Here is a 24,793-nt window from a genome sequence, read left to right on the forward strand (position 1 = left end):
CCGGTCGAGACCCGACGGCCGCACGCCTACCATGGAGGGCGTGTCCTTCAGTCTCGACGACCTCCCCCTCCGCGACGACCTGAGGGGTCTGGCGCCCTACGGTGCCCCGCAGGCCAGGGTGCCCGTAGCCCTCAACGTGAACGAGAACACGCACCCGATCCCCGACGACGTCGCGCGCGACATCGTCGAGTCGGTGGCCCGGGCCGTGCTCGAGGTGAACCGCTACCCCGACCGCGAGTTCACGCCCCTGCGCGACGCTCTCGCCGGATACCTCGGCCACGGTCTCACCCGCGACAACATCTGGGCCGCGAACGGCTCGAACGAGGTCATCCAGCAACTGCTGCAGGCCTTCGGCGGGCCCGGCCGGTCGGTGCTCGGCTTCCCGCCCACGTACTCGATGCACTCGATCATCGCGGCCGGCACCGGCAGCCGGTGGATCGAGGGCGTCCGCGACGCCGGCTTCGCGATCTCGCCCGAGACCGCCGTCGCCGAGATCCGTCGCCACGCGCCCGACATCGTCTTCTTCTGCGGCCCGAACAACCCGACCGGCACCCCGCTCGAGCTCGAGACCATCGCGGCCGCGTACGACGCGACCGACGGCATCGTGTTCGTCGACGAGGCCTACGCCGAGTTCATGCCCACGGGGCAGCCGACCGCACTCACCCTGCTCGAGGGGCGTCCGCGCCTCGTGGTGTCCCGCACCATGAGCAAGGCCTTCGCGTTCGCCGGCGCCCGGGTCGGGTACCTGGCCGCGCACCCGGCGGTGGCCGACGCGATGCGTCTCGTGCGCCTCCCGTACCACCTGTCGTCCCTGACACAGGCGGCCGCGGTCGCCGCGTTGCAGCACGCCGACGAGATGCTCGCCATGGTCGACGACATCAAGGAGCAGCGCGACCGGATCATGCGCGTGCTGACCGAGCTCGGCTACGAGCCCTGGCCCACCTGGTCGAACTTCGTCCTCTTCGGCGGGGTCGACGACCCGGGCGACGTCTTCCGGCGCCTGCTCGAGAAGGGCGTCATCGTCCGCGACCTCGGCATCCCGGGGCACCTGCGCGTCAGCGCGGGCACGGAGGCCGAGACCACCACGTTCCTCGACGCGCTGCGCGACATTAGGCTCTCCTCGTGACCGATCAGCGCAGCCCTCGCACGGCGTCCCTCTCGCGGGCGACGAGCGAGTCGAGCATCTCCCTGTCCCTCGACCTCGACGGCACCGGCGCCTCCACCGTGTCGTCGTCCGTGCCGTTCTTCGACCACCTGCTGACCGCGCTGTCCAAGCACTCGCTGATCGACCTCGACGTGACGGCGACGGGCGACACCCTCATCGACGTCCACCACACGGTGGAGGACATCGGCATCACGCTCGGCACGGCGCTGAGGCAGGCCCTCGGCGACAAGCGGGGCATCTCGCGCTACGGCGACGCGCTCGTCCCGCTCGACGAGGCGCTCGTGCAGGCCGTCGTCGACGTCTCGGGCCGGCCGTACCTCGTGCACACGGGCGAGCCCGAGGGCTTCGAGTACCACCTCATCGGCGGCCACTTCACGGGGTCGATGGTGCGCCACGTCCTCGAGGCCATCACCTTCCACGCCGGCATCACCGTCCACGTGCGCGTGCTCGCCGGTCGCGACCCGCACCACATCGCCGAGGCCGAGTTCAAGGCCTTCGCCCGGGCGCTCCGTCAGGCCGTCGAGCCCGACGCACGCGTCTCGGGCGTGCCGTCGACGAAGGGCTCCCTGTGACGGCGCGTCCGAGCGTCGTCGTCCTCGACTACGGCAGCGGCAACGTCCACTCCGCCGTCAAGGCCCTCGAGCTCGCCGGCGCCGACGTCGAGCTCACCGCCGACCGCGGTCGCGTCCAGGCGGCCGACGGGCTGTTCGTGCCCGGGGTGGGCGCGTTCTCGGCGGTCATGAGCCAGCTCGAGTCGGTGCGCGGCGGCGAGCTCGTCGACCGGCGCCTGGCAGGCGGTCGCCCCGTCATGGGCATCTGCGTCGGCATGCAGGTCTTCTTCGAGGGCGGCGTCGAGCGCGGCAACACGACGGGCGGCCTCGGCGCCTGGCCCGGCGTCGTCGACGAGCTGAAGGCCGACGTCCTGCCGCACATGGGCTGGAACACCGTCGACGCCCCCGAGGGCAGCGTCCTGTTCGACGGCGTCCGCGACGAGCGTTTCTACTTCGTCCACTCGTTCGCGGCGCAGCAGTGGACCCTCGACGTCATCCGCCCCTTCCCCGAGCCCCACGTGACCTGGGCCGACCACGGCGGCCGCTTCGTCGCCGCGGTCGAGAACGGGCCGCTGTGGGCCACGCAGTTCCACCCCGAGAAGTCGGGGGAGCCGGGCATCCGCCTGCTCTCGAACTGGCTCGGCACCCTCTGATCCCCTGACCCGTCCACGTCCGCTGCCCGGCGGGCCCTCGTCACCACGCGCGTCCCCGCGAGAGAGACACCATGAGCGACTTCTGCACGACTCCCGGCCTCACCCTGTTCCCCGCCGTCGACGTGGCCGGCGGCCAGGCCGTCCGCCTCACCCAGGGCGAGGCCGGCAGCGAGACCGGGTACGGCGACCCCGTCGCCGCCGCCGACGACTGGAAGAACCAGGGCGCCGAGTGGCTGCACCTCGTCGACCTCGACGCTGCGTTCGGCCGGGGCGACAACCGCTCGGTCATCAAGAAGGTCATCCGCCAGGTCAAGGGCATCGACGTCGAGCTGAGCGGCGGCATCCGCGACGACCGCTCGCTCGACGACGCGCTCGCGACGGGCGTCAAGCGCATCAACCTCGGCACCGCGGCGCTGGAGAACCCCGAGTGGGCCGCCCACGTCATCGCCGAGTACGGCGAGGCCGTCGCGGTGGGCCTCGACGTGCGGGGCACCACGCTCGCCGCCCGGGGCTGGACCGAGGAGGGCGGGGACCTCTGGACCGTGCTCGCCCGCCTCGAGGACGCCGGATGCGCGCGGTACGTCGTCACGGACGTCACGAAGGACGGCACCCTCCAGGGCCCCAACCTCGACCTGCTGCGCCAGGTGACGGAGCGCACCGACCGCCCGGTCGTCGCCTCCGGCGGCATCTCGAGCCTCGACGACATCGCCGCCCTCCGTGCGCTGGTGCCCCTCGGCGTCGAGGGCGCCATCGTGGGCAAGGCGCTGTACTCCGGCGCGTTCACGCTCGCCGCCGCGCTCGACGTCGCCTCCGACTGATGGCCGGGGCGGCAGACGGGCACCCCGGGCCCCACGCCCACGGCGGCCACGCGGCCGGGGCCGACAGCGCCGGTCAGCCGTGGGCGGGTCGCACCTTCCAGCACCACGACACGGCGTACGCCGGCGACGACGGCTCTGCCGACCCGCGCCTCCTCGAGGCGCTGCGTCGCTTCCACGCCGACGAGGTGGGCGAGGTCGACGTGGTCGACGCCCTCCGCGAGGCGCGTCTGCTCGTGCCGCTCGTCGCCGTCGCCGGCGAGGAGGGGCTCGACGACCGGGGCGTGCGCGTCGACAAGACCCAGGAGCTCTCGATCGTCACGGTCGCCGGCCCCGACGGGCGCGACGTGCTGCCCGCCTTCACGTCGGTGGACACGCTGCGTGCCTGGGACCCGCGCGCCCGCCCGGTGCCGGTCGAGTCGCGTCGCATCGCCCTCGCGGCAGCGGCGGAGTCGACCGACCGGCTCGTGCTCGACCCCGGCTCGGCGACCGAGTTCGGCGTGCGGCGCCCCGCGCTGTGGGCCGTCGCCCAGGGTCTGCCCTGGCGGCCGAGCCACGTCGACGACGGCGTGCTGAGGGCCTTCCTCGAGGCGTCGGCCGACGAGGAGGCGCTGGTCGGCGTCGCGATCGCACCCGGCTACCGCTCGGCCCGCCTCGGCCCGCCCGAGGTCGTGGTCCAGCTCGCGGTGCGGGCAGGGCTCGACGCCCAGCGGCTCGGCGAGCTCCTCGAGCGGCTGCAGGCGCGGTGGTCGGCCGACCCGGTGATCACCGAGCGGGTCGACAGCATGGCCGTGAAGGTCGTCGCCGCGGAACGTCCGCCCGGCGCGATCGGCTAGTTGACCGGACCGGTGAGCTTCTCGCCGGGTCCCTGGCCCACGGCGTCAGGGATGGCGCTGGCCTCGCGGAAGGCCAGCTGGAGCGACCGCAGGCCGTCGCGGAGGGCACGGGCGTGCTGGTCGCCGATCTCGGGTGCGCTGGCCGTGACCAGCCCGGCGAGGGAGGTGATGAGCTTGCGCGCCTCGTCGAGGTCGGTCTGGGCGGCGGGGTCGTCGGCGAGCCCCACCTTGACGGCTGCCGCGCTCATGAGGTGCACGGCGACCGTGTTGATCACCTCGACGGCGTTGACGTCGGCGATGTCGCGGACGGCCTCGTCGGCCGGGCTGTCGGGCTGGTGGTCGGGGGTGTGGCTCACGGGCTGTTCCTCTGCTAACATCGTCCAGGCTCGGAGCGTCTGCTCCGTGCGAAAGTGGAGATTCTCCCACCCGCGCTTGACCGTTGAACTAGGTTACCGGGTTGTTGGCACCCCGTCGGTGTCGTCACGAAGCACCATCTCGTGGCGAGGCAGGCAGCCAGGGTGCAGCGACGTCCTCGCACCCCCGTGGTGCGTCGCGACGCGGACCTCCCCTTTCCCTGCGGTGCCACCGGCTCCGCAGCGTCGAGAGAATCAACAGAGGAGTCCCGCATCAGCGATCCCCGTACGAACGACCGAATCCGCGTCCCCGAGGTCCGCCTCGTCGGGCCTGGCGGAGAGCAGGTCGGCGTCGTCCCCATCGCCATGGCCCTGCGCCTCGCCGCAGAGGCCGAGCTCGACCTGGTCGAGGTGGCCCCGAACTCGAAGCCTCCCGTGGCCAAGATCATGGATCACGGAAAGTTCAAGTACGAGGCTGCGCAGAAGGCGAAGGAGGCTCGTCGCAACCAGGCGAACACCATCCTCAAAGAGGTGCGCTTCCGCCTGAAGATCGACAAGCACGACTACGAGACCAAGCGCAAGCGCGCCGAGGGCTTCCTGCAGGGCGGCGACAAGGTCAAGGCCATGATCCTGTTCCGCGGTCGCGAGCAGTCGCGTCCCGACCAGGGCGTCCGCCTCCTGCAGCGCTTCGCGGAGGACGTCTCCGAGTGGGGCAGCGTCGAGTCGACGCCGACGATCGACGGCCGCAACATGGTCATGGTCATCGGCCCCCACAAGAACAAGTCCGAGGCGAAGGCCGAGGCCGAAGCCCGCAAGGCGGCGAACAAGGCCCCCAAGCACCCGACGTCCGACCAGGTCCCGGCCGATGCACCGGCCGACGCACCGACAGAAGAGAGCAAGTAAGACATGCCCAAGCAGAAGACCCACTCCGGCGCCAAGAAGCGCTTCAAGGTCACCGGTTCCGGCAAGATCATGAAGCAGCAGGCCGGCATGCGCCACAACCTCGAGGTGAAGAGCGCCAAGCGCAAGGCTCGCCTGAACCAGGACCAGGTGCTCGCCCCCGCCGACGCCAAGGTCGCCAAGAAGCTTCTCGGTCACTGACCGCTGACACGAACGTAGAGGAACAAGAAAATGGCAAGAGTCAAGAGAGCGGTCAACGCCGCCAAGAAGCGTCGCGTCGTCCTCGAGCGCGCCGAGGGCTACCGCGGTCAGCGTTCGCGCCTGTACCGCAAGGCCAAGGAGCAGGTCACCCACTCGCTCGTCTACTCGTACCGTGACCGCCGTGCGCGCAAGGGCGAGTTCCGCCGCCTGTGGATCCAGCGCATCAACGCCGCGTCGCGTGCGAACGGCCTGACCTACAACCGCCTCATCCAGGGCCTCGCCCTGGCCGGCGTCGAGGTCGACCGCCGCATCCTCGCCGAGCTGGCCGTCAACGAGCCCGCCACGTTCGCGTCGATCGTCGCGACGGCGAAGGCCGCCCTGCCCGCCGACACGTCGGCCCCCAAGGCCGCGGCCTGACCCGGCAGCACACCCCCTGACGACGGGCCCGACAGCATCTGCTGTCGGGCCCGTCGTCCGTCGTGTGGGATGCTCGTGGCGTGAACGCACCCCTGCTCGACAACCCCCGCTCGCCCCGTGTCAGGGCGGTGGCGAAGCTCTCGAAGCGAGACGCGCGCACCGAGACGGGCCTGTTCCTCCTCGAGGGGCCGCAGGCCGTGTCGGAGGCGCTGGCGTTCCGTCCCGAGCTGGTCCTCGAGCTCTACGTGACGCCGACGGCCCTCGAGCGCCACCCGGCGCTGGGGGAGGCCGCCGAGGCCGCCGGGCTCGACGTCGAGTTCGTGACCGAGGCCGTGCTCGACGTGATGGCCGACACGGTGACCCCGCAGGGCGTCGTCGCCGTGTGCAAGCAGTTCCCCGTGAGCGTGAAGGACGTCTTCCAGGGCGTCGACGGCACGTCTCCCCGGCTCATCGCCATCCTCGAGGAGGTCCGCGACCCCGGCAACGCGGGCACGATCATCCGCGCCGCCGACTCGGCCGGCGCCGACGCGGTCATCATGACCGGCCGCAGCGTCGATCTCTACAACCCCAAGGTCGTCCGCGCGACGACCGGGTCGCTCTTCCACGTGCCCGTGGCCCTCGGCGTCGACCTCGCGAGCGTCATCGCGCGCTGCGCGGAGGCCGGCGTGCAGGTGCTCGCCGCCGACGTCAAGGGCGGCGACCTCCTCGAGGCGCGCCAGGAGGGGCTGCTCGCGAAGCCGACCGCCTGGCTCTTCGGCAACGAGGCCCGAGGCCTCACCGACGACGACCTCGCGCGTGCCGACCGTGCGGTGGTGGTGCCCATCTACGGCCACGCCGAGTCGATGAACCTGGCGACGGCCGCCTCCGTCTGTCTGTACGAGAGCGCCTTCGCGCACCGCTCCTGAGCTTGCCAGACGGCTCGTTTCGGTTCTGTTACGAATCAGCTGTGAGTTTGTTCCCCTGACGACCGTCTGGTTGTGTGGGCGCATGGAACCTCTCGTCGTCGTCGACCACGTCAACAAGCACTTCGGTGAGCTGCACGTCCTCAAGGACGTCACGACGACGGTCGGCCGCGGCGAGGTGGTCGTGGTGATCGGGCCGAGCGGCTCGGGCAAGTCGACCCTCTGCCGGGCGATCAACCGGCTCGAGACCATCGACGACGGCCTCATCACCATCGACGGGGTCCGCCTGCCCGAGGAGGGCGCAGGCCTCGCGAAGCTGCGCGCCGACGTCGGCATGGTCTTCCAGAGCTTCAACCTCTTCTCGCACAAGACCGTGCTCGAGAACGTCACGCTCGGCCAGGTCAAGGTGCGCAAACGCTCGAAGGCCGAGGCCGAGAAGCGCGCCATGGAGCTGCTCGAGCGCGTCGGGGTGGCCGACCAGGCGGGCAAGATGCCCGCCCAGCTCTCCGGCGGGCAGCAGCAGCGCGTCGCGATCGCCCGCGCCCTCGCGATGGACCCGAAGGTGATGCTGCTCGACGAGCCCACCAGCGCCCTCGACCCCGAGATGATCACCGAGGTGCTCGACGTCATGGTGCAGCTCGCGAAGGACGGCATGACCATGATCGTCGTCACCCACGAGATGGGCTTCGCCCGCAAGGCGGCCGACCGCGTCGTGTTCATGGCCGACGGCCAGATCGTCGAGGAGGCCACGCCCGAGCAGTTCTTCACCGCCCCGGCGTCCGAGCGCGCCCGCGACTTCCTGTCGAAGATCCTCACCCACTGACTCCCGGTCGTCGTCCGACGCCCGGGTCACCCAGCAAGGAGAACAGAATGCGACTCAGCAAGGGATTCGTCGCCGCTGCCGCAGCCGCCGTCGTGGTGCTCGGCCTGACGGCCTGCACCGACTCGTCGGCCCCGGCCGTCGACGTCGAGACGCCAGCCGACTTCGCCGAGGGCAGCACCATGGCGCGCCTGGCCGAGGCCGGCGAGATCACCATCGGCACCAAGTTCGACCAGCCGCTCTTCGGCCTCTCGAACCCCGACGGGGTGCCCGAGGGCTTCGACCCCGAGATCGGCAAGCTCATCGCCGCGAAGCTCGGCATCGCCGCGGACGACATCACCTGGGTCGAGACCGTGTCGGCCAACCGCGAGCCGTTCATCCAGAACGGCGACGTCGACCTCGTCATCGCGACGTACACCATCAACGACGCGCGCAAGCAGGTCGTCTCGTTCGCCGGCCCGTACTACCAGGCCGGCCAGGACCTCCTCGTGCTCGAGGGCAACCCCGAGGGCATCGAGGGTCCCGACGACCTCGAGGGCAAGGCCGTCTGCACCGTCAGCGGCTCGACGAGCGAGGCGAACATCGCCGAGTACACGAGCGACGTCATCGCGACCGACACCTACTCGAACTGCCTCGAGCCCCTCCGCACCGGCGCCGTCGCGGCGGTCACCACCGACAACGTGATCCTCGCGGGCCTCGCCGACCAGAACGAGGGCGAGTTCGAGGTCGTCAACGCCCCGTTCACCGAGGAGCCCTACGGCATCGGCCTGGCGCTCGACGACACCGAGTTCCGCGAGTTCGTGAACGACACGCTGCAGGAGGCCGAGGACGACGGCACCTGGGACGAGCTGTGGGAGAAGACCGCGGGCGCCGTGCTGCCCACGCCGACCCCGCCGGCGATCGACCGCTACTGAGACACCCGGCGGGCACCGCGACGCGACCTGCGCGCGGTGCCCGCCACCGCCTCCTGCGCCCTCGCAGACCCGCCGTGCGACCTGACCGGTCGTGCGGCCTCGACCTGGAGACCACCCCGTGAACCCCTTGGACGTCATCCCCGGCTTCGACGCCGTGACCGACAACTGGCCCCGTTTCTGGGCCGGCTTCGTCACGACGCTGCAGCTGCTCGTGCTCTCGGGGCTCGGCGCGCTCGTGATCGGGACCGTGGTCGCCGCGATGCGCATCTCGCCCGTCGCCTCGCTGCGGGCCGCCGCGACGGCGTGGACCGAGGGCATCCGCAACGTGCCCCTCACGCTCGTGCTCTTCTTCTGCGCGTTCGTGCTGCCGTACCTCGGGGTCGACTTCGGGTCGTACTTCCCGCTGGCGATCATCGCCCTGACGGTCTACACGTCGCCCTTCGTCGCGGAGGCGATCCGCTCCGGCGTCAACGGCGTGCCGGTCGGGCAGGCCGAGGCGGCGCGCAGCATCGGCCTCGGCTTCGGCCAGACGCTGACGCTCGTCGTCATGCCGCAGGCCCTCCGCATGGTCGTGCCGCCGCTCATCAACGTCTTCATCGCCCTGACCAAGAACACCTCCGTGGCCGGGGCGTTCTTCGTCGCCGAGATGTTCGCGGCCGGTCGCTTCATCGCCAACGACCGCGGCGACGCCGTCGTGACGGTCCTGCTCTCGGTGGCGTTCTTCTACCTCGTCATCACCGTCACGCTCGGCCGCGTCGCCGCCGTCGTCGAGCAGAAGGTCGCAGCCCTCCGATGAGCACCACCGTCCTCTACGACGCACCCGGTCCCGTCGCCCGGCGTCGCTCTCGCATCGTCTCCGTCGTCGGCGTCGTCCTCGTGCTGGCCCTCGTCGGGTACGTGTTGTACCTGCTCGGCCGCCCCCGGGTCAGCGCCAACGGCGCCGTGACGCCCGGGGTGCTCGACCCGAGCCGCTGGGACATCCTGCAAGACCTCGCCCTCTGGCGCGCCATCGGCCGAGGCTGGCTGAACACGCTTCGCGCCGCCGCGCTGGCCTCGGTGCTCGCGGTCGTCGTCGGCGTCCTCTTCTCGTTCCTCCGCACCGCGCGCAGCCGCTGGGTGCGGGTGCCCACGACTGTGGTGCTCGAGTTCTTCCGCGGCATGCCCGTGCTGCTGATGATGCTGTTCATCCTGCTGGTCTTCTCGACCGGGGCCTTCTGGGCCGTCGTCATCGCCCTGTCGATCTACAACGGCGCCCTCATCGGCGAGGCCCTGCGTGCCGGCATCGCGTCGCTGCCGAAGGGCCAACGCGAAGCCGGGCTCGCCCTCGGGCTGACGCCGACGAGCACGCGGTTCCTGATCGAGTTCCCGCAGGCGTTCCGCCAGATGCTGCCGATCATCCTGGCGCAGCTCGTCGTCCTGCTGAAGGACACCTCGCTCGGGTACATCGTCGGCTACGTCGAGCTGACCCGTCAGGGCCTCACGTACCTGGGCACGTACTACGGCAGCCGGTACACGTTCACCCTCTTCGCCGTGGTGCTCGTGGTGTACCTCGTGACGAACCTCCTGCTGTCGTGGGTGGTGCGCATCGTCGACCGTCGCACCGGGCGACGCGGCGTGGTCCGCGGGCGCGGTCGGGGCCGAGGCGGCCTCGGCGGGCCCGGCCTCCTCGCCCGCGCGGGCCGTCCCGAGGTCGACGCCGCCACCGGCGCCGCACAGCCCACCGCCCCCTGACCCCTCCCCAGCCGACCCGGCCCGCGCCTCCGGCACCTCCCGACCGGGAGGCGCGGGCCGGCCCCCGAACGATCGCTAAGCTTGGTTCTCGTGTCAGACACCGTCCCCATCTCCGAAGACGCCGTCGCGTCGGCGGTCGACGCCGCGCTCGCGGCCGTCACGACCGCCGCCTCCGTCGCCGAGCTGAAGACCGCCCGCGCCCAGCACGTGGGGGAGGCGTCCGTCCTGGCACGCATGAACGCCGGGCTCCGCGACCTCCCGAACGACCAGAAGGCCGCGGCCGGCAAGCTCGTCGGCCAGGCCCGGGCCCGCGTCGGCCAGTCCGTCGCCGCCCGCGAGGCAGAGCTGGCCGAGCTCGAGGAGGCCGCGCGGCTCGCCGGCGAGGCCGTCGACGTCACCGCGCTGCCCAGCCGCCGCCGGGCGGGCGCCCGCCACCCCCTCGCGCTGCTGCAAGAGCTGATGGTCGACCTCTTCGTCGGCATGGGGTGGGAGGTCAGCGAGGGCCCCGAGCTCGAGCACGAGTGGTTCAACTTCGACGCGTTGAACTTCGACGCCGACCACCCGGCGCGCGCCATGCAAGACACCTTCTTCGTCGACCCCGTCGACGAGCACCTCGTGCTGCGCACGCACACCTCGCCCGTGCAGATCCGCACGCTCCTGTCGAAGCAGCTGCCGGTCTACAACGTGGCCACGGGCCGGGTATACCGCACCGACGAGCTCGACGCGACGCACACCCCCGTCTTCACCCAGATCGAGGGCATCGCGATCGACCGCGGCCTGACGATGGCGCACCTCCGCGGCACGCTCGAGCACCTCGCGCGCTCGATGTTCGGCGCCGACGCGCAGATCCGCCTGCGCCCCAACTACTTCCCGTTCACCGAGCCGAGCGCCGAGATGGACGTCTGGCAGCCCGGCGCCAAGGGCGGCGCCCGCTGGGTCGAGTGGGGCGGGTGCGGCATGGTCAACCCCAACGTGCTGCGCGCCGCGGGCATCGACCCCGACGAGTACCAGGGCTTCGCGTTCGGCATGGGCATCGAGCGCACCCTCCAGTTCCGCAACGACCTGAACGACATGCGCGACATGGTCGAGGGCGACGTCAGGTTCAGCGAGCAGTTCGGGATGGTGGTCTGATGCGGGTTCCGCTGAGCTGGCTGGGCGAGCACGTCGACCTGCCCGACGACGTGACGCTGGAGCACCTGCACGCCGCCCTCGTGTCGGTCGGCTTCGAAGAAGAAGACGTGCACGTCGGCGACGTCACCGGTCCGCTGGTCGTCGGCCAGGTGCTCGAGCTCGCGCCCGAGCCGCAGAAGAACGGCAAGACGATCAACTGGTGCCAGGTCGCCGTCGGTCCCGACGACGTCCGCGGCATCGTCTGCGGCGCGCACAACTTCGTCGTCGGCGACAAGGTCGTCGTCTCGCTGCCCGGTGCCGTGCTGCCCGGGCCGTTCCCCATCGCCGCGCGCAAGACCTACGGGCACGTCTCCGACGGCATGATCGCCTCGACCCGCGAGCTGGGCCTCGGCGACGAGCACGACGGCATCCTCCTGCTCAGCTCCCTCGGGCTCGACCCCGAGGTCGGCACCGACGCGATCCCGCTGCTCGGGCTCGACGACGCCGCCGTCGAGATCAACGTCACGCCCGACCGGGGCTACGCGTTCAGCATCCGCGGCGTGGCCCGCGAGTACTCGCACGCCACCGGCGCGACGTTCCGCGACCCGGCCCTCGCCCTCGAGCCGGTCGGCGCGACGGGCTTCGAGGTCGCCGTCGTCGACGAGGCGCCCGTCCGCGGACGCGCCGCCGTCGCGACGTTCGTCACCCGGGTCGTCCGCGGCGTCGACGCGTCCCGTCCGACGCCGCCGTGGCTGCGGTCGCGGCTGCGCCTCGCCGGGGTCCGCTCGATCTCGCTGCCCGTCGATGTCACGAACTACGTGATGCTCGAGCTCGGCCAGCCCATCCACGGCTACGACCTCTCCGCCCTCGACGGCGGCCTCGTGGTGCGCCGCGCGGCCCCGGGCGAGACGCTCGAGACGCTCGACGGCCAGGTGCGCTCCCTCCACGGCGAAGACCTCGTCATCGCCGACGGCACCGGGCCGGTCGGCCTGGCCGGCGTCATGGGCGGCGCCCGCACCGAGATCGGAGCCTCCACCACCGACGTCCTCGTCGAGGCGGCGACCTTCGACCCGGTGTCGATCGCCCGCACCGCCCGTCGCCACAAGCTCCCCAGCGAGGCGTCGCGTCGCTTCGAGCGCGGCGTCGACCCCGCCGTGTCGGCCGTGGCCGCGCAGCGCGTCGTCGACCTGCTCGTCGAGCTCGCCGGCGGCACCGCCGATCCGCTCGGGTCGGTCCTCGACGAGTCGGTCGCGCCTCCGGCCCTGCGCCTGGCCCGCGACCGGGCCTCGAGCCTCATGGGCGTCGAGTACACCGAGACCGAGGTGGTCGACGCGCTGACCGCGATCGGCGCCTCCGTCGAGCCCCGCGACGACGGCTGGCTCGTCACGCCGCCGACCTGGCGACCCGACCTCGTCGACTCCGCCTCCCTCGTCGAGGAGGTGGCTCGCATCACGGGCTACGACCGCATCCCGTCGGTGCTTCCCGTCGCGCCTCCAGGCCGTGGCCTCACCCGCGAGCAGCGACTCCGCCGCCAGGTCGCGTCGTCGCTCGCCGCGACGGGACTGGTCGAGGTCTCCGCCTACCCCTTCGTCTCCTCCGCGCAGAACGCCTCGTTCGGGGCCGTCGAGGGCGGTGCGGCCCCGGCCGTGCGCCTCGCGAACCCGCTCGACACCGCGGCGCCCGAGCTCCGGCGCTCGCTCGTGCCCGGTCTCCTCGACGTCGCCCGCCGCAACGCGGCGCGTGGCCTCGTCGACCTGGCCCTCTTCGAGTCGGGCACGGTCTTCCTCCCGGTCGACGGCGCGTCGTACGGCACGTCGTCCGTCCCGGCCGGTGCCGAGAAGCCGACCGCCGAGGTGCTCGACGCCCTGGCCGCCAGCCTGCCGCCGCAGCCCCGCCACCTCGCCGTGCTCGCGCTCGGCACGTCCGTCGACCGCGAGCCCGGGCAGGCAGCGGTCGCCGCGTCGCTGGCCGACGTGCTCGACCACCTGCGCACGGCCGTCCGCGCCGCGGGGGCCGAGGCGACGTTCCGTCAGGGCACGCACCCGTCCCTGCACCCCGGCCGCACCGCCGACGTCCTGGTCGCCGGCGAGGTCGTGGGCGTGGCCGGCGAGCTGCTCCCGGCGCTGGCCGGCGAGCTCGACCTGCCCCGCGTCGTGGCCGTGGGCGAGGTCGACCTCGACCGCGTGCTGGCGCTCAGCGACGTCGACGTGACGCCCGCCGCCATCTCGTCCTACCCCGCAGCGACCCAAGACCTGTCGCTCGTCGTCGCCGTCGACGTGCCCGCGGGCGACGTCCTCGCCGTCGTGCGCGAGGGCGCGGGCGAGCTGCTCGAGTCGGCGCGACTGGTCGACGACTACCGGGGAGCGGGCCTGCCCGACGACTCGAAGTCGCTCACCGTGGCCCTCCGCTTCCGTGCACCCGACCGCACCCTCACCGCCGCCGAGGCGACCGAGGCCAAGCAGGGGGCCGTCCGGCTCGCGTCCGAGCGACTGGGGGCGGCGCTCCGCGACTGACACTCGCCCGGCGTCGCCGCCCCCGATCCTCGACCGACTCGAACATTAGGGTGGACCCATGCCACATTCCGTCGCCGTCGCCGGCGCGAGCGGCTACGCCGGAGGCGAGCTGCTCCGCCTCCTCGCCGAGCATCCCGACTTCCACGTGCAGACCGTCACGGCCCACAGCAACGCCGGTCAGCCCCTCATCGCGCTCCAGCCGCACCTGCGCTCGCTCGCGCACCTGACGCTCGTCGAGACGACGACCGAGAACCTCGCCGGTCACGACGTCGTCTTCCTGGCGCTGCCCCACGGCCAGTCCGGGGCCGTCGCGGCCCAGCTCGACGACGACGTGCTCGTCGTCGACTGCGGTGCCGACCACCGCCTCACCGACGCGGCCGCCTGGCAGCGCTTCTACGGCACCGAGCACCACGGCTCCTGGGCCTACGGCCTGCCCGAGCTCGTGCTCGAGGGCGCGGGCGCACGCCAGCGCGACCTCCTCGTCGGCGCACGCCGCGTCGCCGTCCCCGGCTGCAACGTGACCGCGGTCACGCTGGCCCTGGCGCCCGCCGTCCGCGCCGGGCTCGTCGAGGCCACCGACCTCGTGAGCGTCCTGGCGGTCGGTCCCTCCGGGGCCGGGAAGGCCCTGGCCACGCACCTGCTCGCGAGCGAGCTCATGGGCTCCGCCTCGGCCTACGGCGTCGGCGGGACGCACCGTCACGTCCCCGAGATCCAGCAGAACCTGCGGGCCGCCGGGGCGACCGACGTCAGCATCTCCTTCACGCCGGTGCTCGTTCCGATGTCGCGCGGCATCCTCGCGACGTCGACCGCGACCCTGTCGCCGGGCGTGGGCGAGCACGACGTCCGCACCGCGTACGAGCAGGCCTACGGGTCCGAGCCGTTCGTCCACCTCCTGCCGGCCGGCCAGTTCCCGCGCACCGCCGACACCGTCGGCGCGAACACCGCCCTGCTCGGGCTCGCCGTCGACGACGACGCCGACCGCCTCGTGGTGGTCAGCGCCATCGACAACCTCGTCAAGGGCACCGCCGGCGCTGCCGTCCAGTCCGCCAACATCGCCCTCGGCCTGCCCGAGGCGACCGGCCTCACCGTGAACGGAGTCGCCCCGTGAGCGTCACAGCCGCCCAGGGATTCACCGCCGCCGGCGTCACCGCCGGCCTCAAGGCCTCGGGCCGTCCCGACGTCGCCCTCGTGGTCAACACCGGTCGCCGCAAGGCCGCCGCCGCCGTCTTCACGAGCAACCGGGCGAAGGCCCACCCCGTGCTCTGGTCGCAGCAGGTGCTGACCGACGGCGTGGTCGAGGCGGTCGTCCTCAACTCGGGAGGCGCGAACTGCTTCACCGGTCCGGCCGGCTTCCAGACGACCCACGCGACGGCCGAGACGGTCGGCGAGGCGTTGGGCGTCTCGGCCGGCGACGTCGTGGTCTGCTCCACCGGGCTCATCGGCGTCGGCGGTCAGGAGTTCCGCGACAAGGTCCTCGCCGGCTCGGCCGAGGCGGCGACGGCGCTCAGCACCGAGGGCGGGCTCGACGCGGCGACGGCCATCATGACGACCGACTCGCGCCCCAAGCAGGCCACCGTCGCGCGCGGCGGGTGGGTGGTCGGCGGCATGGCCAAGGGCGCGGGCATGCTGGCGCCGGGCCTCGCGACCATGCTCGTCGTGCTCACGACCGACGCCGACGTGCCCGCCGACCAGCTCGACGCCGCGCTGCGGGCCGCGACGCGCACGACCTTCGACCGCCTCGACTCGGACGGCTGCATGTCGACCAACGACACGGTCGTGCTCCTCGCGAGCGGCGAGTCCGAGGTCGTCCCCGACCCGGCCGAGTTCGCCGCCGCCGTCGCCGAGCTCTGCGCCGACCTCGCCGAGCAGCTGCAGGGCGACGCCGAGGGCGCCTCGCACGACATCCGCATCGAGGTCGTCGGCGCCGCGAGCGAGGACGACGCCGTCGAGGTGGGGCGCTCGATCGCCCGCAACGCCCTCTTCAAGGCCGCGGTCTTCGGCAACGACCCCAACTGGGGCCGCGTCCTGGCCGCCATCGGCACGACGCAGGCGGCGTTCGACCCCTACGACGTCGACGTCTCGATGAACGGCGTGCGCGTCTGCCACGCCGGCGCCCCCGACCGCCCGGTCGACGAGGTCGACCTGACGCCCCGCTCGGTGCACGTGCTCGTCGACCTCCGCACGGGAGCCGAGCAGGCCACGGTGCTGACGAACGACCTCACGCACGACTACGTGCACGAGAACAGCGCGTACTCCAGCTGATGGCTGCGCACGAGAGAGCAGGGGGCGGCGAGCAGGAACTCGCCGCGGTCAAGGCGGCGACGCTCATCGAGTCGCTGCCGTGGCTCAAGGAGTTCAGCGGTCAGGTCGTCGTCGTCAAGTTCGGCGGCAACGCCATGGTCGACGACGCCCTGAAGCGCGCCTTCGCGGAGGACATGGTCTACCTCCGCTACGCCGGGCTGCACCCGGTCGTCGTCCACGGCGGCGGGCCGCAGATCTCCGCCGCCCTCGAGGCCGCCGGCATCGAGAGCGACTTCCGGGGCGGCTACCGGTACACGAGCACCGAGGCCATCTCCGTCGTCCGCGACGTGCTCGCCGGCGAGGTCAACCGCGAGATCGTCGACCTCATCAACGAGCACGGCGACCTCGCCCGCGGGGTCTCGGGCGAGGGCTCCACGCTGTTCGAGGGCCGGAGGCGCGGGGCCGTCGTCGACGGCGAGACGGTCGACCTCGGCCACGTCGGCGACGTCACCGTGGTGCGACCCGACGCCGTCCTCGACGAGATCCGTGCGGGCCGCATCCCGGTCGTGTCGTCGATCGCGACGAACGAGGCGGAGGAGGGCTCGGCCCTGAACGTCAACGCCGACGCGGCGGCCGGCGCCCTGGCGATCGCGCTCGGCGCCCGCAAGCTCGTCGTGCTCACCGACGTCGCCGGGCTCTACGCCGACTGGCCCGACCGCGAGTCGCTGGTCGAGGCGATCAGCGTCAGCGCCCTGACGGAGCTGCTGCCGAGCCTCGAGTCGGGCATGGTGCCGAAGATGACCGCATGCCTCGAGTCGGTCGTCGGGGGCGTCGGCGGCGCCACGATCATCGACGGCCGCATCCCGCACTCGATCCTGCTCGAGGTCTTCACCCAGCGGGGCTCCGGCACCGAGGTCGTCCCCGACGACCGCGCGTCGGCCCCCGTCGTCACCCACCACGCCAGCGCCGGATCGTCCGGCACCGAGAAGGAAGGACAGTCGTGACCACCACACAGACCCAGGGCGGTACCTGGCAGCGCCGGTTCGGCGACTCGCTCATGCGATCCCTGTCCACCCCGAAGGTGATGCTCGAGCGCGGGCTCGGCTGCGAGGTCTGGGACACCGACGGCAAGCGCTACCTCGACTTCCTCGCCGGCATCGCGGTCAACGCCCTCGGGCACGCGCACCCCGTGCTGGTCGAGGCGATCCGCGCCCAGGCCTCGTCCCTGATCCACGTGTCGAACTACTTCGCGACGGCCCCGCAGCTCCAGCTCGCCGAGACCCTCGTCCGCATCACGGGCGCCGGCGACCGCGGCCGCGTCTACTTCGGCAACAGCGGCGCGGAGGCCAACGAGGCGGCCGTGAAGCTCGCCCGGCTGAACCGCGGCGACGGCCGTCGGACGCGCATCCTCGCGCTGCAGAACTCGTTCCACGGCCGCACGATGGGGTCGCTCGCGCTCACCGGCAAGCCCGCGCTCCGCGAGCCGTTCGAGCCCATGATGCCCGGCGTCGAGCACATCGACACCACGATCGAGGCGCTCGAGGCTGCCATGGGCGACGACGTCGCCGCGCTGTTCGTCGAGCCGATCAAGGGCGAGGCCGGCGTCGTCGACCTGCCCGACGGGTTCCTCGCCCGGGCGCGCGAGCTCGCGACGCAGCACGGCGCCCTGCTCGTGCTCGACGAGATCCAGACGGGCATCGGGCGCACCGGCTCGTGGTTCGCGTTCCAGCAGCTCGGCGTCACGCCCGACGCGGTCACGGTCGCGAAGGGCATCGCGGGCGGCGTCCCGATCGGGGCCCTGGTCACGTTCGGCGACGCCTCCGACCTGTTCGAGGCGGGGCAGCACGGCAGCACGTTCGGCGGCAACCCGCTGGCCACCGCCGCGGCCAACGCCGTCATCGGCGAGATCGAGGCGTCGGGCCTCGTCCAGAACGCGGTCGTCCGCGGCGACGAGCTCCGCGCGGCGATCACCGGGCTGCAGTCGCCCCTCGTCGCCGAGGTGCGCGGGCTCGGCCTCCTCGTCGGCGTCGGCCTGTCGCAGCCGGTGGCCGCCGAGATCGCCGCCCGGTGCCTCGAGGCGGGCCTCATCGTCAACGCCCCGAACGACTCGAGCATCCGCCTCGCCCCGCCGTTGATCGTCGGCGCCGCCGAGGTCGCCGAGTTCACCCGCATCTTCTCCTCCGTCCTGAAAGGTCTCGCATGACCCGCCACTTCCTCCGCGACGACGACCTGAGCCCCGCCGAGCAGCTCGAGGTGCTCGACCTGGCCGACGAGCTGAAGCGCGACCGCTGGTCGCAGCGTCCGCTCGAGGGCCCGCAGACCGTCGCCGTCATCTTCGACAAGTCGTCGACCCGCACGCGGGTGTCGTTCGCCGTCGGCATCGCCGACCTCGGCGGGAGCCCGCTCATCATCGCCACGGCGAACAGCCAGCTCGGCGGCAAGGAGACCCCGTCCGACACGGCCCGCGTGCTCGAGCGCATGGTCTCGGCCATCGTGTGGCGCACCTACGCCCAGTCCGGCCTGGAGGAGATGGCGGCCGGCACGACCGTGCCCGTGGTCAACGCCCTCAGCGACGACTTCCACCCCTGCCAGCTGCTCGCCGACCTGCAGACGATCCGCGAGTCCAAGGGCACCCTCGCCGGGCTGACCGTGGCGTTCGTCGGCGACGGTCGCAGCAACATGGGCCAGTCGTACCTGCTCGCCGGCGCCACCGCGGGCATGCACGTCCGCGTCGGCGCTCCCGAGGGCTTCCAGCCCGAGCCGCAGGTCGTGGCCGACGCCGCGGCGATCGCCGAGGGCACGGGAGGCTCGGTGCAGGTCACCGACGACGCCCTCGAGGCCGTCGCGGCCGCCGACGTCGTCGTCACCGACACGTGGGTCTCGATGGGCAAGGAGGACGAGAAAGACGAACGCGTCGCCGTCTTCGGCGGCTTCAAGGTCGACCAGGCCCTCATGGGCCACGCGGCCCCCGACGCGATCTTCCTGCACTGCCTGCCCGCCGACCGCGGCTACGAGGTCGACGCCGACGTCATCGACGGCCCGACCAGCGTCATCTGGGACGAGGCAGAGAACCGCGTCCACGCCCAGAAGGCCCTCCTCACCTGGCTGCTCGCGCACTGAGCCGTCCGCCGACCGGTCCGCCCGGCCCGGTCGGCCGCCCCGATACACTCACCCCCACATCACACCCAAGGAGAACCATGGCCGACCGCGTCGTCCTCGCATACTCGGGAGGTCTTGACACCTCCGTCGGCATCGGCTGGCTGGCCGACGCCACCGGCAAGGAGGTCGTCGCCCTCGCCGTCGACGTCGGACAGGGCGGGGAGGACATGGACGACATCCGTCAGCGCGCCCTCGACTGCGGCGCCGTCGAGTCCGTCGTCGTCGACGCCAAGGAGGAGTTCGGCACCGACTACCTGATGCCGGCCCTCAAGGCCAACGCGATGTACCAGAAGACCTACCCGCTGGTCTCGGCGCTCAGCCGGCCGCTCATCGCGCGACACCTGGCCCGCGTGGCCAAGGAGCTCGGTGCCGACAGCGTCGCGCACGGCTGCACCGGCAAGGGCAACGACCAGGTGCGCTTCGAGGCGGCCGTCGCCGCCCTGGCGCCCGACCTCACGAGCATCGCGCCGGTCCGAGACCTCGCCCTGACCCGTGACAAGGCCATCGTCTACGCGGAGCAGCACGCGCTGCCCATCCGCCAGAGCGCCGCGAACCCCTACTCGATCGACAAGAACGTCTGGGGCCGCGCCGTCGAGACCGGCTTCCTGGAAGACCCGTGGAACGCCCCCATCGAAGACCTCTACGAGTACACGCAAGACCCGGCCGTCATCAAGGACGCCGACGAGGTCGTCATCTCGTTCCAGGCCGGCGTGCCGGTCGCGATCGACGGCGTCGCCTACACGCCGCTGGGCATCGTCCAGAAGATGAACGAGCTCGCGGGCGCCCACGGCGTCGGCCGCATCGACGTCGTGGAGGACCGCCTGGTCGGCATCAAGAGCCGTGAGGTCTACGAGGCGCCCGGCGCCGTCGCCCTGATCGCCGCGCACGAGGCCCTCGAGGCGCTGACGATCGAGCGCGACCTCGGCCGCTACAAGCGCGGGGTCGAGGCCGAGTGGTCGAACCTCGTCTACGACGGCCTCTGGTTCTCGGGCCTGAAGCGCTCGCTCGACGTCTTCATCGACGACACGCAGAAGTACGTGACCGGCGAGATCCGCCTCAAGCTGCAGGGCGGCCGCGCGGTCGTCACCGGCCAGAAGAGCGAGCAGAGCCTGTACGACTTCGACCTCGCCACGTACGACACCGGCGACACGTTCGACCAGTCGCTCTCGAAGGGCTTCATCGAGATCTGGTCGCTGCCGAGCAAGATCTCGGCCCGGCGCGACCTGGCGCAGCAGTAGTGGTCGACGCCACGTCCGAGCAGCCGCAGAGAGCGGGGGAGGCGGGGGCCCTGTGGGGCGGCCGCTTCGCCTCCGGTCCCTCCGCCGAGCTCACGGCGCTGTCGAGGTCGACGCAGTTCGACTGGCAGCTCGCCTCGTACGACATCGCCGGGTCCCGGGCGCACGCCCGGGCCCTGGCGGCGGCCGGCTACCTCGACGACGGCGAGCTCGCGGGCATGATCGCGGCCCTCGACCAGCTCGAGGGCGACGTCGTGGCGGGCACCTTCGTCGCGGAGGAGTCCGACGAGGACGTCCACTCGGCCCTCGAGCGCGGGCTCATCGGCATCACGGGCCCCGAGCTCGGCGGCAAGCTCCGCGCGGGCCGCAGCCGCAACGACCAGATCGCCACGCTCGTGCGCCTGTACCTCCGTGACCACGGACGCTCGATCGCGCGACTGGTGGTCGACCTCGTCGACGCGATCGCCGCGCAGGCCGCGTCGCACCCGACCGCGGTCATGCCGGGCCGCACCCACCTGCAGCACGCGCAGCCCGTGCTGCTCGCGCACCACCTGCTCGCGCACGCCTGGCCGCTCGTCCGCGACCTCGAGCGCCTCCGCGACTGGTCGCGGCGGGCGTCGGCGTCCCCCTACGGCGCCGGGGCGCTCGCCGGCAGCTCGCTCGGGCTCGACCCCCTGCTCGTGGCGACCGAGCTGGGCTTCGACCGCACCACCGAGAACTCGATCGACGCGACCGCGAGCCGCGACGTCGTCGCGGAGTTCGCGTTCGTGACGGCCAGCATCGGCATCGACCTCTCCCGCCTCGCGGAGGAGGTCATCCTCTGGTCGACGCGCGAGTTCGGCTTCACGAAGCTGCACGACGCGTTCTCGACCGGGTCGTCGATCATGCCCCAGAAGAAGAACCCCGACATCGCCGAGCTCGCGCGCGGCAAGTCGGGACGCCTGATCGGCAACCTCACCGGACTCCTCGCCACCCTCAAGGGCCTGCCGCTCGCGTACAACCGCGACCTGCAGGAGGACAAGGAGCCCGTGTTCGACTCGGTCACCCAGCTCGAGGTCCTGCTCCCGGCCTTCACCGGCATGATCGCCACCCTCGAGTTCGACGAGGCCCGCATGGCCGAGCTGGCCCCGCAGGGCTTCTCGCTGGCCACGGACGTGGCCGAGTGGCTCGTCCGCCAGGGGGTGACCTTCCGCGACGCCCACGAGATCAGCGGCGAGCTGGTCCGCTTCTGCGAGGAGAACGGCCTCGAGCTGCACGAGCCCACCGACGAGCAGTACGCGTCGGTGTCGCCGCACCTCACGGCCGAGATCCGCCCGGTGCTCACCGTCGAGGGCTCGATCGCCAGCCGGCGGGGCGCCGGCGGCACCGCCCCCGAGCGCGTCGCCGAGCAGCTCGCGGCGCTCACCGAGCGCGTGGCGCACCTCGTCCGCGACCTCGCGCCGGCGGCGGCGTGAGCGACCGACGTCCCGGGCGACGACCGCGGAGCTGGCTGCTCCCGGTCGTCGTCTCGGTCTGCGTGGTCGTGCTCGTCGCCGTCGTGGTGGTCGTCGCGGTCTCGGGCCAGAGCTTCTTCTGAGCCGTGCTCGACGACGAGGCGACCGCCCTGCTGGCCGAGCCGGCGCTGATGGTCGGCCCGCGCCTCCTCGGGTCCGTGTTCCGGGTGGGCGAAGTCGCCGTCCGCCTCACCGAGGTCGAGGCGTACCACGGGCAGGGGCAGGACCCGGGATCGCACGCGCATCGGGGGCCGACCGACCGCAACGCCAGCATGTTCCGGCAGGGCGGCACGCTCTACGTGTACCTGTCGTACGGGATCCACCGCTGCGTCAACATCGTGTGCGGGCCCGAGGGCTACGCCTGCGGGCTGCTCCTCCGAGCCGGCGAGGTGGTCGACGGCGCGGAGGTCGCCCGCGGCCGACGTCCGACCGCCCGCTCGGACGTCGAGCTCGCCCGCGGACCGGGGAGGCTCGGGTCGGCCCTCGACATCCGTCTCGACGACGACGGCTCGCGTCTGGGGGAGGGCCGCTTCTCGCTCACGCTGCCGACGTCGCCCGTCGGGACGGTCGTCGCCGGCCCCCGCGTCGGGGTGTCCGGCCACGCGGGCACCGACGCGTTCGCCTGGCGCTTCTCGATCGCCGACGACCCCACCGTCTCGGCCTATCGAGCGGCGGCCCGGCGCGTCCGGCGCCCGTCGTGACGCTGGTACCGTTCTCGGGTGACCAGTGAACCGACCCTCGACGTCCTGACCGGTCAGAGCAACGACCCCTCGTTCGACGACGTGTGGCAGGAGCTCCTGTGGCGGGGCCTGGTCCACGTCTCGACCGATGCCGATGCGCTCCAGCAGCTGCTCGCCGGTCCGCCGATCACGTACTACTGCGGCTTCGACCCCACCGCGCCGAGCCTGCACCTCGGCAACCTCGTCCAGCTGCTGCTCATGCGCCGCCTCCAGCTGGCCGGCCACCGACCGCTGGGTCTCGTCGGCGGGTCGACCGGCCTGATCGGCGACCCGCGCCCGACCGCGGAGCGCACGCTCAAGACGCCCGAGCAGACGGCCGAGTGGGTGACGCGCATCCGCGCGCACGTCGAGAAGTTCCTGTCGCCGGACGGCGAGAACGGGCTGCGCGTGGTGAACAACCTCGACTGGACTGCCCCGCTGTCGGCCATCGAGTTCCTCCGCGACATCGGCAAGAACTTCCGCGTCGGGACGATGCTCAAGAAGGACGCCGTCAGCGCCCGCCTCAACTCCGACGCCGGAATCAGCTACACCGAGTTCAGCTACCAGATCCTCCAGGGCCTCGACTTCCGTGAGCTGTACCGCACGTACGACTGCGTGCTGCAGACGGGGGGCAGCGACCAGTGGGGCAACCTCACGAGCGGCACCGAGCTGATCCGCCGCACCGAGGGGGTGTCCGTCCACGCCATCGGCACGCCCCTCATCACGAACACCGACGGCACCAAGTTCGGCAAGAGCGAGGGCAACGCCGTCTGGCTCGACGCCGACCTGACGAGTCCGTACGCGATGTACCAGTTCTGGCTGAACACCGACGACGGGGACGTGGTCGACCGCCTCAAGGTCTTCACCTTCCTCGACCGCGCCGAGATCCAGCGTCTCGAGCAGACCGTCGCCGAGACCCCCTTCCGTCGGGAGGCGCAGCGTGCCCTCGCGTGGGAGGTCACCCGCCTGGTCCACGGGGAGTCCGCCACGCAGTCGGCGATCGACGCCGCCGCGGCCCTCTTCGGGCAGGGCGACCTGGCGGTGCTCGACGAGTCGACGCTGCGGAGCGCCGTCGCCGAGCTGCCCTCGGCGGAGGTCGACGCCACGACCACCGTCGCCCAGGCCCTGGTCGACACCGGTCTCGTCGCGTCGCTCGGGGCGGCTCGTCGTGCCGCGGCCGAGGGCGGCGTCTACCAGAACAACGTGCGGGTGCCCGACGGCGACGCCACGGTGGGGGAGCACCTCCTCGCCGGCGGGATCGTCGTGCTCCGCCGCGGCAAGAAGACCCTCGCCGGGGTGACCGTCCGCTCCTGAGCACCGTCCGCCTGACGAGACCCGCCACCCGTACCCGGGGTGGCGGGTCTCGTCGTCTCGGGGGTCCGCACGGGTTCGGGAACTGGTCCGGGTCCCGGCCCGCGCGGCCCGGACGAGAGGGTGTGCCGCGTCCGCCAGATGGTCGTGGGACGCCGTGTGTGCCTCGTGGGCGGGCGTTCCGGCCCGTGGCCCTTGATTTTCCGGGGGAGTGTGTTGCGACACGCCCGGGATGTGTGGGGGTTTGGACGTTGGGGCTGGTGTGCCTGTAATGTTCTTTCTTGTCACCCCAAAGGTGCGGCGGAGCGAAGCTCCTCCGGCCTCAAGCGGGACCAGCCTCCAAGTCCTCGAGTTGCTTTCGGGCCTCGGACCAAGTGGGTTGCGAACACTGATCCAGATGGTGTAACGTTCTGGCTCGTTGCGAAAGCGACACCGACTCTCCTTACGGGGGGTTGAAGAGCCTGGTCGGTCACAGTAAAGATCGGTGCTAAGGTTTCACAGTTGCCTCGGACGAGGGCCTTATATAGGGGTCGGGTTTCGGGTGCGTTTGGTCCTTGAGAACTCAACAGCGTGCACATTGTCAAATGCCAAATTATACCCTGGCATTGCAGCCTTTCTTGGTTGTGGTGTTTAGGTTTCTTTGAGATTGACGGACAATTACAATCGTCAGATTGTTTTGTTCTTTGGTCAGCATCAAATTCAGCAGATCCGGCCTTTTTCCGGTTGGTCTGTTTTTTCTTTTACGGAGAGTTTG

General features: G+C 71.8%; 26 protein-coding genes. 25 read left to right on the top strand and 1 reads right to left on the bottom strand.

The genetic code is table 11. The annotated features are described in order from the left end of the window. Positions 1-31: 31 nt before the first annotated feature. From EDF38_RS12865 to EDF38_RS12885, 5 genes are all read left to right on the top strand, one after another. The gene (locus EDF38_RS12865) at positions 32-1,126 is read left to right on the top strand and encodes a histidinol-phosphate transaminase (protein WP_123355822.1); all 1,095 of its coding nucleotides are present in this window, start codon (positions 32-34) and stop codon (positions 1,124-1,126) included. Next, positions 1,123-1,737 carry an imidazoleglycerol-phosphate dehydratase HisB gene (hisB, locus tag EDF38_RS12870; protein WP_123355824.1) on the top strand — a complete coding sequence of 205 codons (615 nt, stop codon included), beginning with the start codon at positions 1,123-1,125 and terminating at the stop codon, positions 1,735-1,737. The genes EDF38_RS12865 and hisB overlap by 4 nt, the downstream gene beginning before the upstream one ends. Then, positions 1,734-2,369 (top strand): imidazole glycerol phosphate synthase subunit HisH, encoded by a 636-nt coding sequence (gene hisH, locus EDF38_RS12875; protein WP_123355826.1) that lies wholly within the window; start codon positions 1,734-1,736, stop codon positions 2,367-2,369. Before hisB ends, hisH begins: the two co-directional genes overlap by 4 nt. A 71-nt stretch (positions 2,370-2,440) precedes the next feature. Further along, positions 2,441-3,187 (top strand): bifunctional 1-(5-phosphoribosyl)-5-((5-phosphoribosylamino)methylideneamino)imidazole-4-carboxamide isomerase/phosphoribosylanthranilate isomerase PriA, encoded by a 747-nt coding sequence (gene priA, locus EDF38_RS12880; RefSeq protein ID WP_123355828.1) that lies wholly within the window; start codon positions 2,441-2,443, stop codon positions 3,185-3,187. Then, positions 3,187-4,020 (top strand): SseB family protein, encoded by an 834-nt coding sequence (locus tag EDF38_RS12885; protein ID WP_123355830.1) that lies wholly within the window; start codon positions 3,187-3,189, stop codon positions 4,018-4,020. Before priA ends, EDF38_RS12885 begins: the two co-directional genes overlap by 1 nt. On the opposite strand, the gene EDF38_RS12890 is transcribed toward EDF38_RS12885, so the two are convergent. Beyond that, positions 4,017-4,397 carry a DUF1844 domain-containing protein gene (locus EDF38_RS12890; RefSeq protein WP_123355832.1) on the bottom strand — a complete coding sequence of 127 codons (381 nt, stop codon included), beginning with the start codon at positions 4,395-4,397 and terminating at the stop codon, positions 4,017-4,019. The genes EDF38_RS12885 and EDF38_RS12890 overlap by 4 nt on opposite strands. A gap of 249 nt (positions 4,398-4,646) precedes the next feature. Here EDF38_RS12890 and infC point away from each other — a divergent pair, with 249 nt between their 5' ends. The 20 genes from infC to tyrS all read left to right on the top strand — a co-directional run bounded on the left by infC (position 4,647) and on the right by tyrS (position 24,042). Beyond that, positions 4,647-5,276, top strand: a complete 630-nt coding sequence (gene infC, locus EDF38_RS12895) for a translation initiation factor IF-3 (protein WP_123356091.1) — start codon at positions 4,647-4,649, stop codon at positions 5,274-5,276. A gap of 3 nt (positions 5,277-5,279) precedes the next feature. Then, positions 5,280-5,474, top strand: coding sequence for a 50S ribosomal protein L35 (gene rpmI, locus EDF38_RS12900; RefSeq protein WP_043596704.1), 195 nt, complete (start codon positions 5,280-5,282; stop codon positions 5,472-5,474). A 30-nt stretch (positions 5,475-5,504) separates the two neighbouring features. After that, positions 5,505-5,891, top strand: coding sequence for a 50S ribosomal protein L20 (rplT, locus tag EDF38_RS12905; protein ID WP_123355834.1), 387 nt, complete (start codon positions 5,505-5,507; stop codon positions 5,889-5,891). 92 nt (positions 5,892-5,983) lie between these two features. Further along, positions 5,984-6,796 (top strand): RNA methyltransferase, encoded by an 813-nt coding sequence (locus tag EDF38_RS12910; RefSeq protein WP_123356093.1) that lies wholly within the window; start codon positions 5,984-5,986, stop codon positions 6,794-6,796. 82 nt (positions 6,797-6,878) lie between these two features. Further along, entirely contained in the window at positions 6,879-7,616 is a 738-nt protein-coding gene (locus EDF38_RS12915; RefSeq protein WP_123355836.1) for an amino acid ABC transporter ATP-binding protein, read from the top strand. A gap of 47 nt (positions 7,617-7,663) precedes the next feature. Further along, positions 7,664-8,527 carry a glutamate ABC transporter substrate-binding protein gene (locus tag EDF38_RS12920; protein WP_123355838.1) on the top strand — a complete coding sequence of 288 codons (864 nt, stop codon included), beginning with the start codon at positions 7,664-7,666 and terminating at the stop codon, positions 8,525-8,527. Positions 8,528-8,654: 127 nt separating this feature from the next. Continuing rightward, positions 8,655-9,323, top strand: coding sequence for an amino acid ABC transporter permease (locus EDF38_RS12925; protein ID WP_123355840.1), 669 nt, complete (start codon positions 8,655-8,657; stop codon positions 9,321-9,323). Then, a complete protein-coding gene (locus EDF38_RS12930; protein WP_123355842.1) occupies positions 9,320-10,258 on the top strand; it encodes an amino acid ABC transporter permease in 939 nt (312 codons plus the stop codon). Before EDF38_RS12925 ends, EDF38_RS12930 begins: the two co-directional genes overlap by 4 nt. A 90-nt stretch (positions 10,259-10,348) precedes the next feature. Next, positions 10,349-11,389 (top strand): phenylalanine--tRNA ligase subunit alpha, encoded by a 1,041-nt coding sequence (pheS, locus tag EDF38_RS12935; protein ID WP_123355844.1) that lies wholly within the window; start codon positions 10,349-10,351, stop codon positions 11,387-11,389. Then, entirely contained in the window at positions 11,389-13,881 is a 2,493-nt protein-coding gene (pheT, locus tag EDF38_RS12940) for a phenylalanine--tRNA ligase subunit beta (protein ID WP_123355846.1), read from the top strand. The genes pheS and pheT overlap by 1 nt, the downstream gene beginning before the upstream one ends. A gap of 58 nt (positions 13,882-13,939) precedes the next feature. Continuing rightward, complete coding sequence (gene argC / locus EDF38_RS12945; protein WP_123355848.1) at positions 13,940-14,989, top strand: N-acetyl-gamma-glutamyl-phosphate reductase; 1,050 nt, start codon at positions 13,940-13,942, stop codon at positions 14,987-14,989. Beyond that, a complete protein-coding gene (gene argJ / locus EDF38_RS12950; protein ID WP_123355850.1) occupies positions 14,986-16,143 on the top strand; it encodes a bifunctional glutamate N-acetyltransferase/amino-acid acetyltransferase ArgJ in 1,158 nt (385 codons plus the stop codon). Before argC ends, argJ begins: the two co-directional genes overlap by 4 nt. Then, a complete protein-coding gene (argB, locus tag EDF38_RS12955; protein WP_123355852.1) occupies positions 16,143-17,126 on the top strand; it encodes an acetylglutamate kinase in 984 nt (327 codons plus the stop codon). The genes argJ and argB overlap by 1 nt, the downstream gene beginning before the upstream one ends. Further along, positions 17,123-18,325: an acetylornithine transaminase gene (locus EDF38_RS12960; protein WP_199734744.1), complete on the top strand. Its 1,203-nt coding sequence runs from the start codon at positions 17,123-17,125 to the stop codon at positions 18,323-18,325. The genes argB and EDF38_RS12960 overlap by 4 nt, the downstream gene beginning before the upstream one ends. Then, entirely contained in the window at positions 18,322-19,242 is a 921-nt protein-coding gene (argF, locus tag EDF38_RS12965; RefSeq protein WP_123355856.1) for an ornithine carbamoyltransferase, read from the top strand. Before EDF38_RS12960 ends, argF begins: the two co-directional genes overlap by 4 nt. A gap of 77 nt (positions 19,243-19,319) precedes the next feature. After that, positions 19,320-20,519, top strand: coding sequence for an argininosuccinate synthase (locus EDF38_RS12970; RefSeq protein ID WP_123355859.1), 1,200 nt, complete (start codon positions 19,320-19,322; stop codon positions 20,517-20,519). After that, positions 20,519-21,970, top strand: a complete 1,452-nt coding sequence (gene argH, locus EDF38_RS12975; RefSeq protein ID WP_123355861.1) for an argininosuccinate lyase — start codon at positions 20,519-20,521, stop codon at positions 21,968-21,970. The genes EDF38_RS12970 and argH overlap by 1 nt, the downstream gene beginning before the upstream one ends. Beyond that, the gene (locus EDF38_RS16310) at positions 21,967-22,092 is read left to right on the top strand and encodes a hypothetical protein (RefSeq protein WP_255409865.1); all 126 of its coding nucleotides are present in this window, start codon (positions 21,967-21,969) and stop codon (positions 22,090-22,092) included. Before argH ends, EDF38_RS16310 begins: the two co-directional genes overlap by 4 nt. Positions 22,093-22,140: 48 nt before the next feature. Next, positions 22,141-22,710: a DNA-3-methyladenine glycosylase gene (locus tag EDF38_RS12980; RefSeq protein ID WP_123356095.1), complete on the top strand. Its 570-nt coding sequence runs from the start codon at positions 22,141-22,143 to the stop codon at positions 22,708-22,710. An 18-nt stretch (positions 22,711-22,728) separates the two neighbouring features. After that, entirely contained in the window at positions 22,729-24,042 is a 1,314-nt protein-coding gene (tyrS, locus tag EDF38_RS12985; RefSeq protein ID WP_233572429.1) for a tyrosine--tRNA ligase, read from the top strand. Positions 24,043-24,793 lie beyond the last annotated feature (751 nt).

The sequence above is a fragment of the Frigoribacterium sp. PhB160 genome (assembly GCF_003751785.1).
Classification (GTDB): Bacteria; Actinomycetota; Actinomycetes; order Actinomycetales; family Microbacteriaceae; genus Frigoribacterium.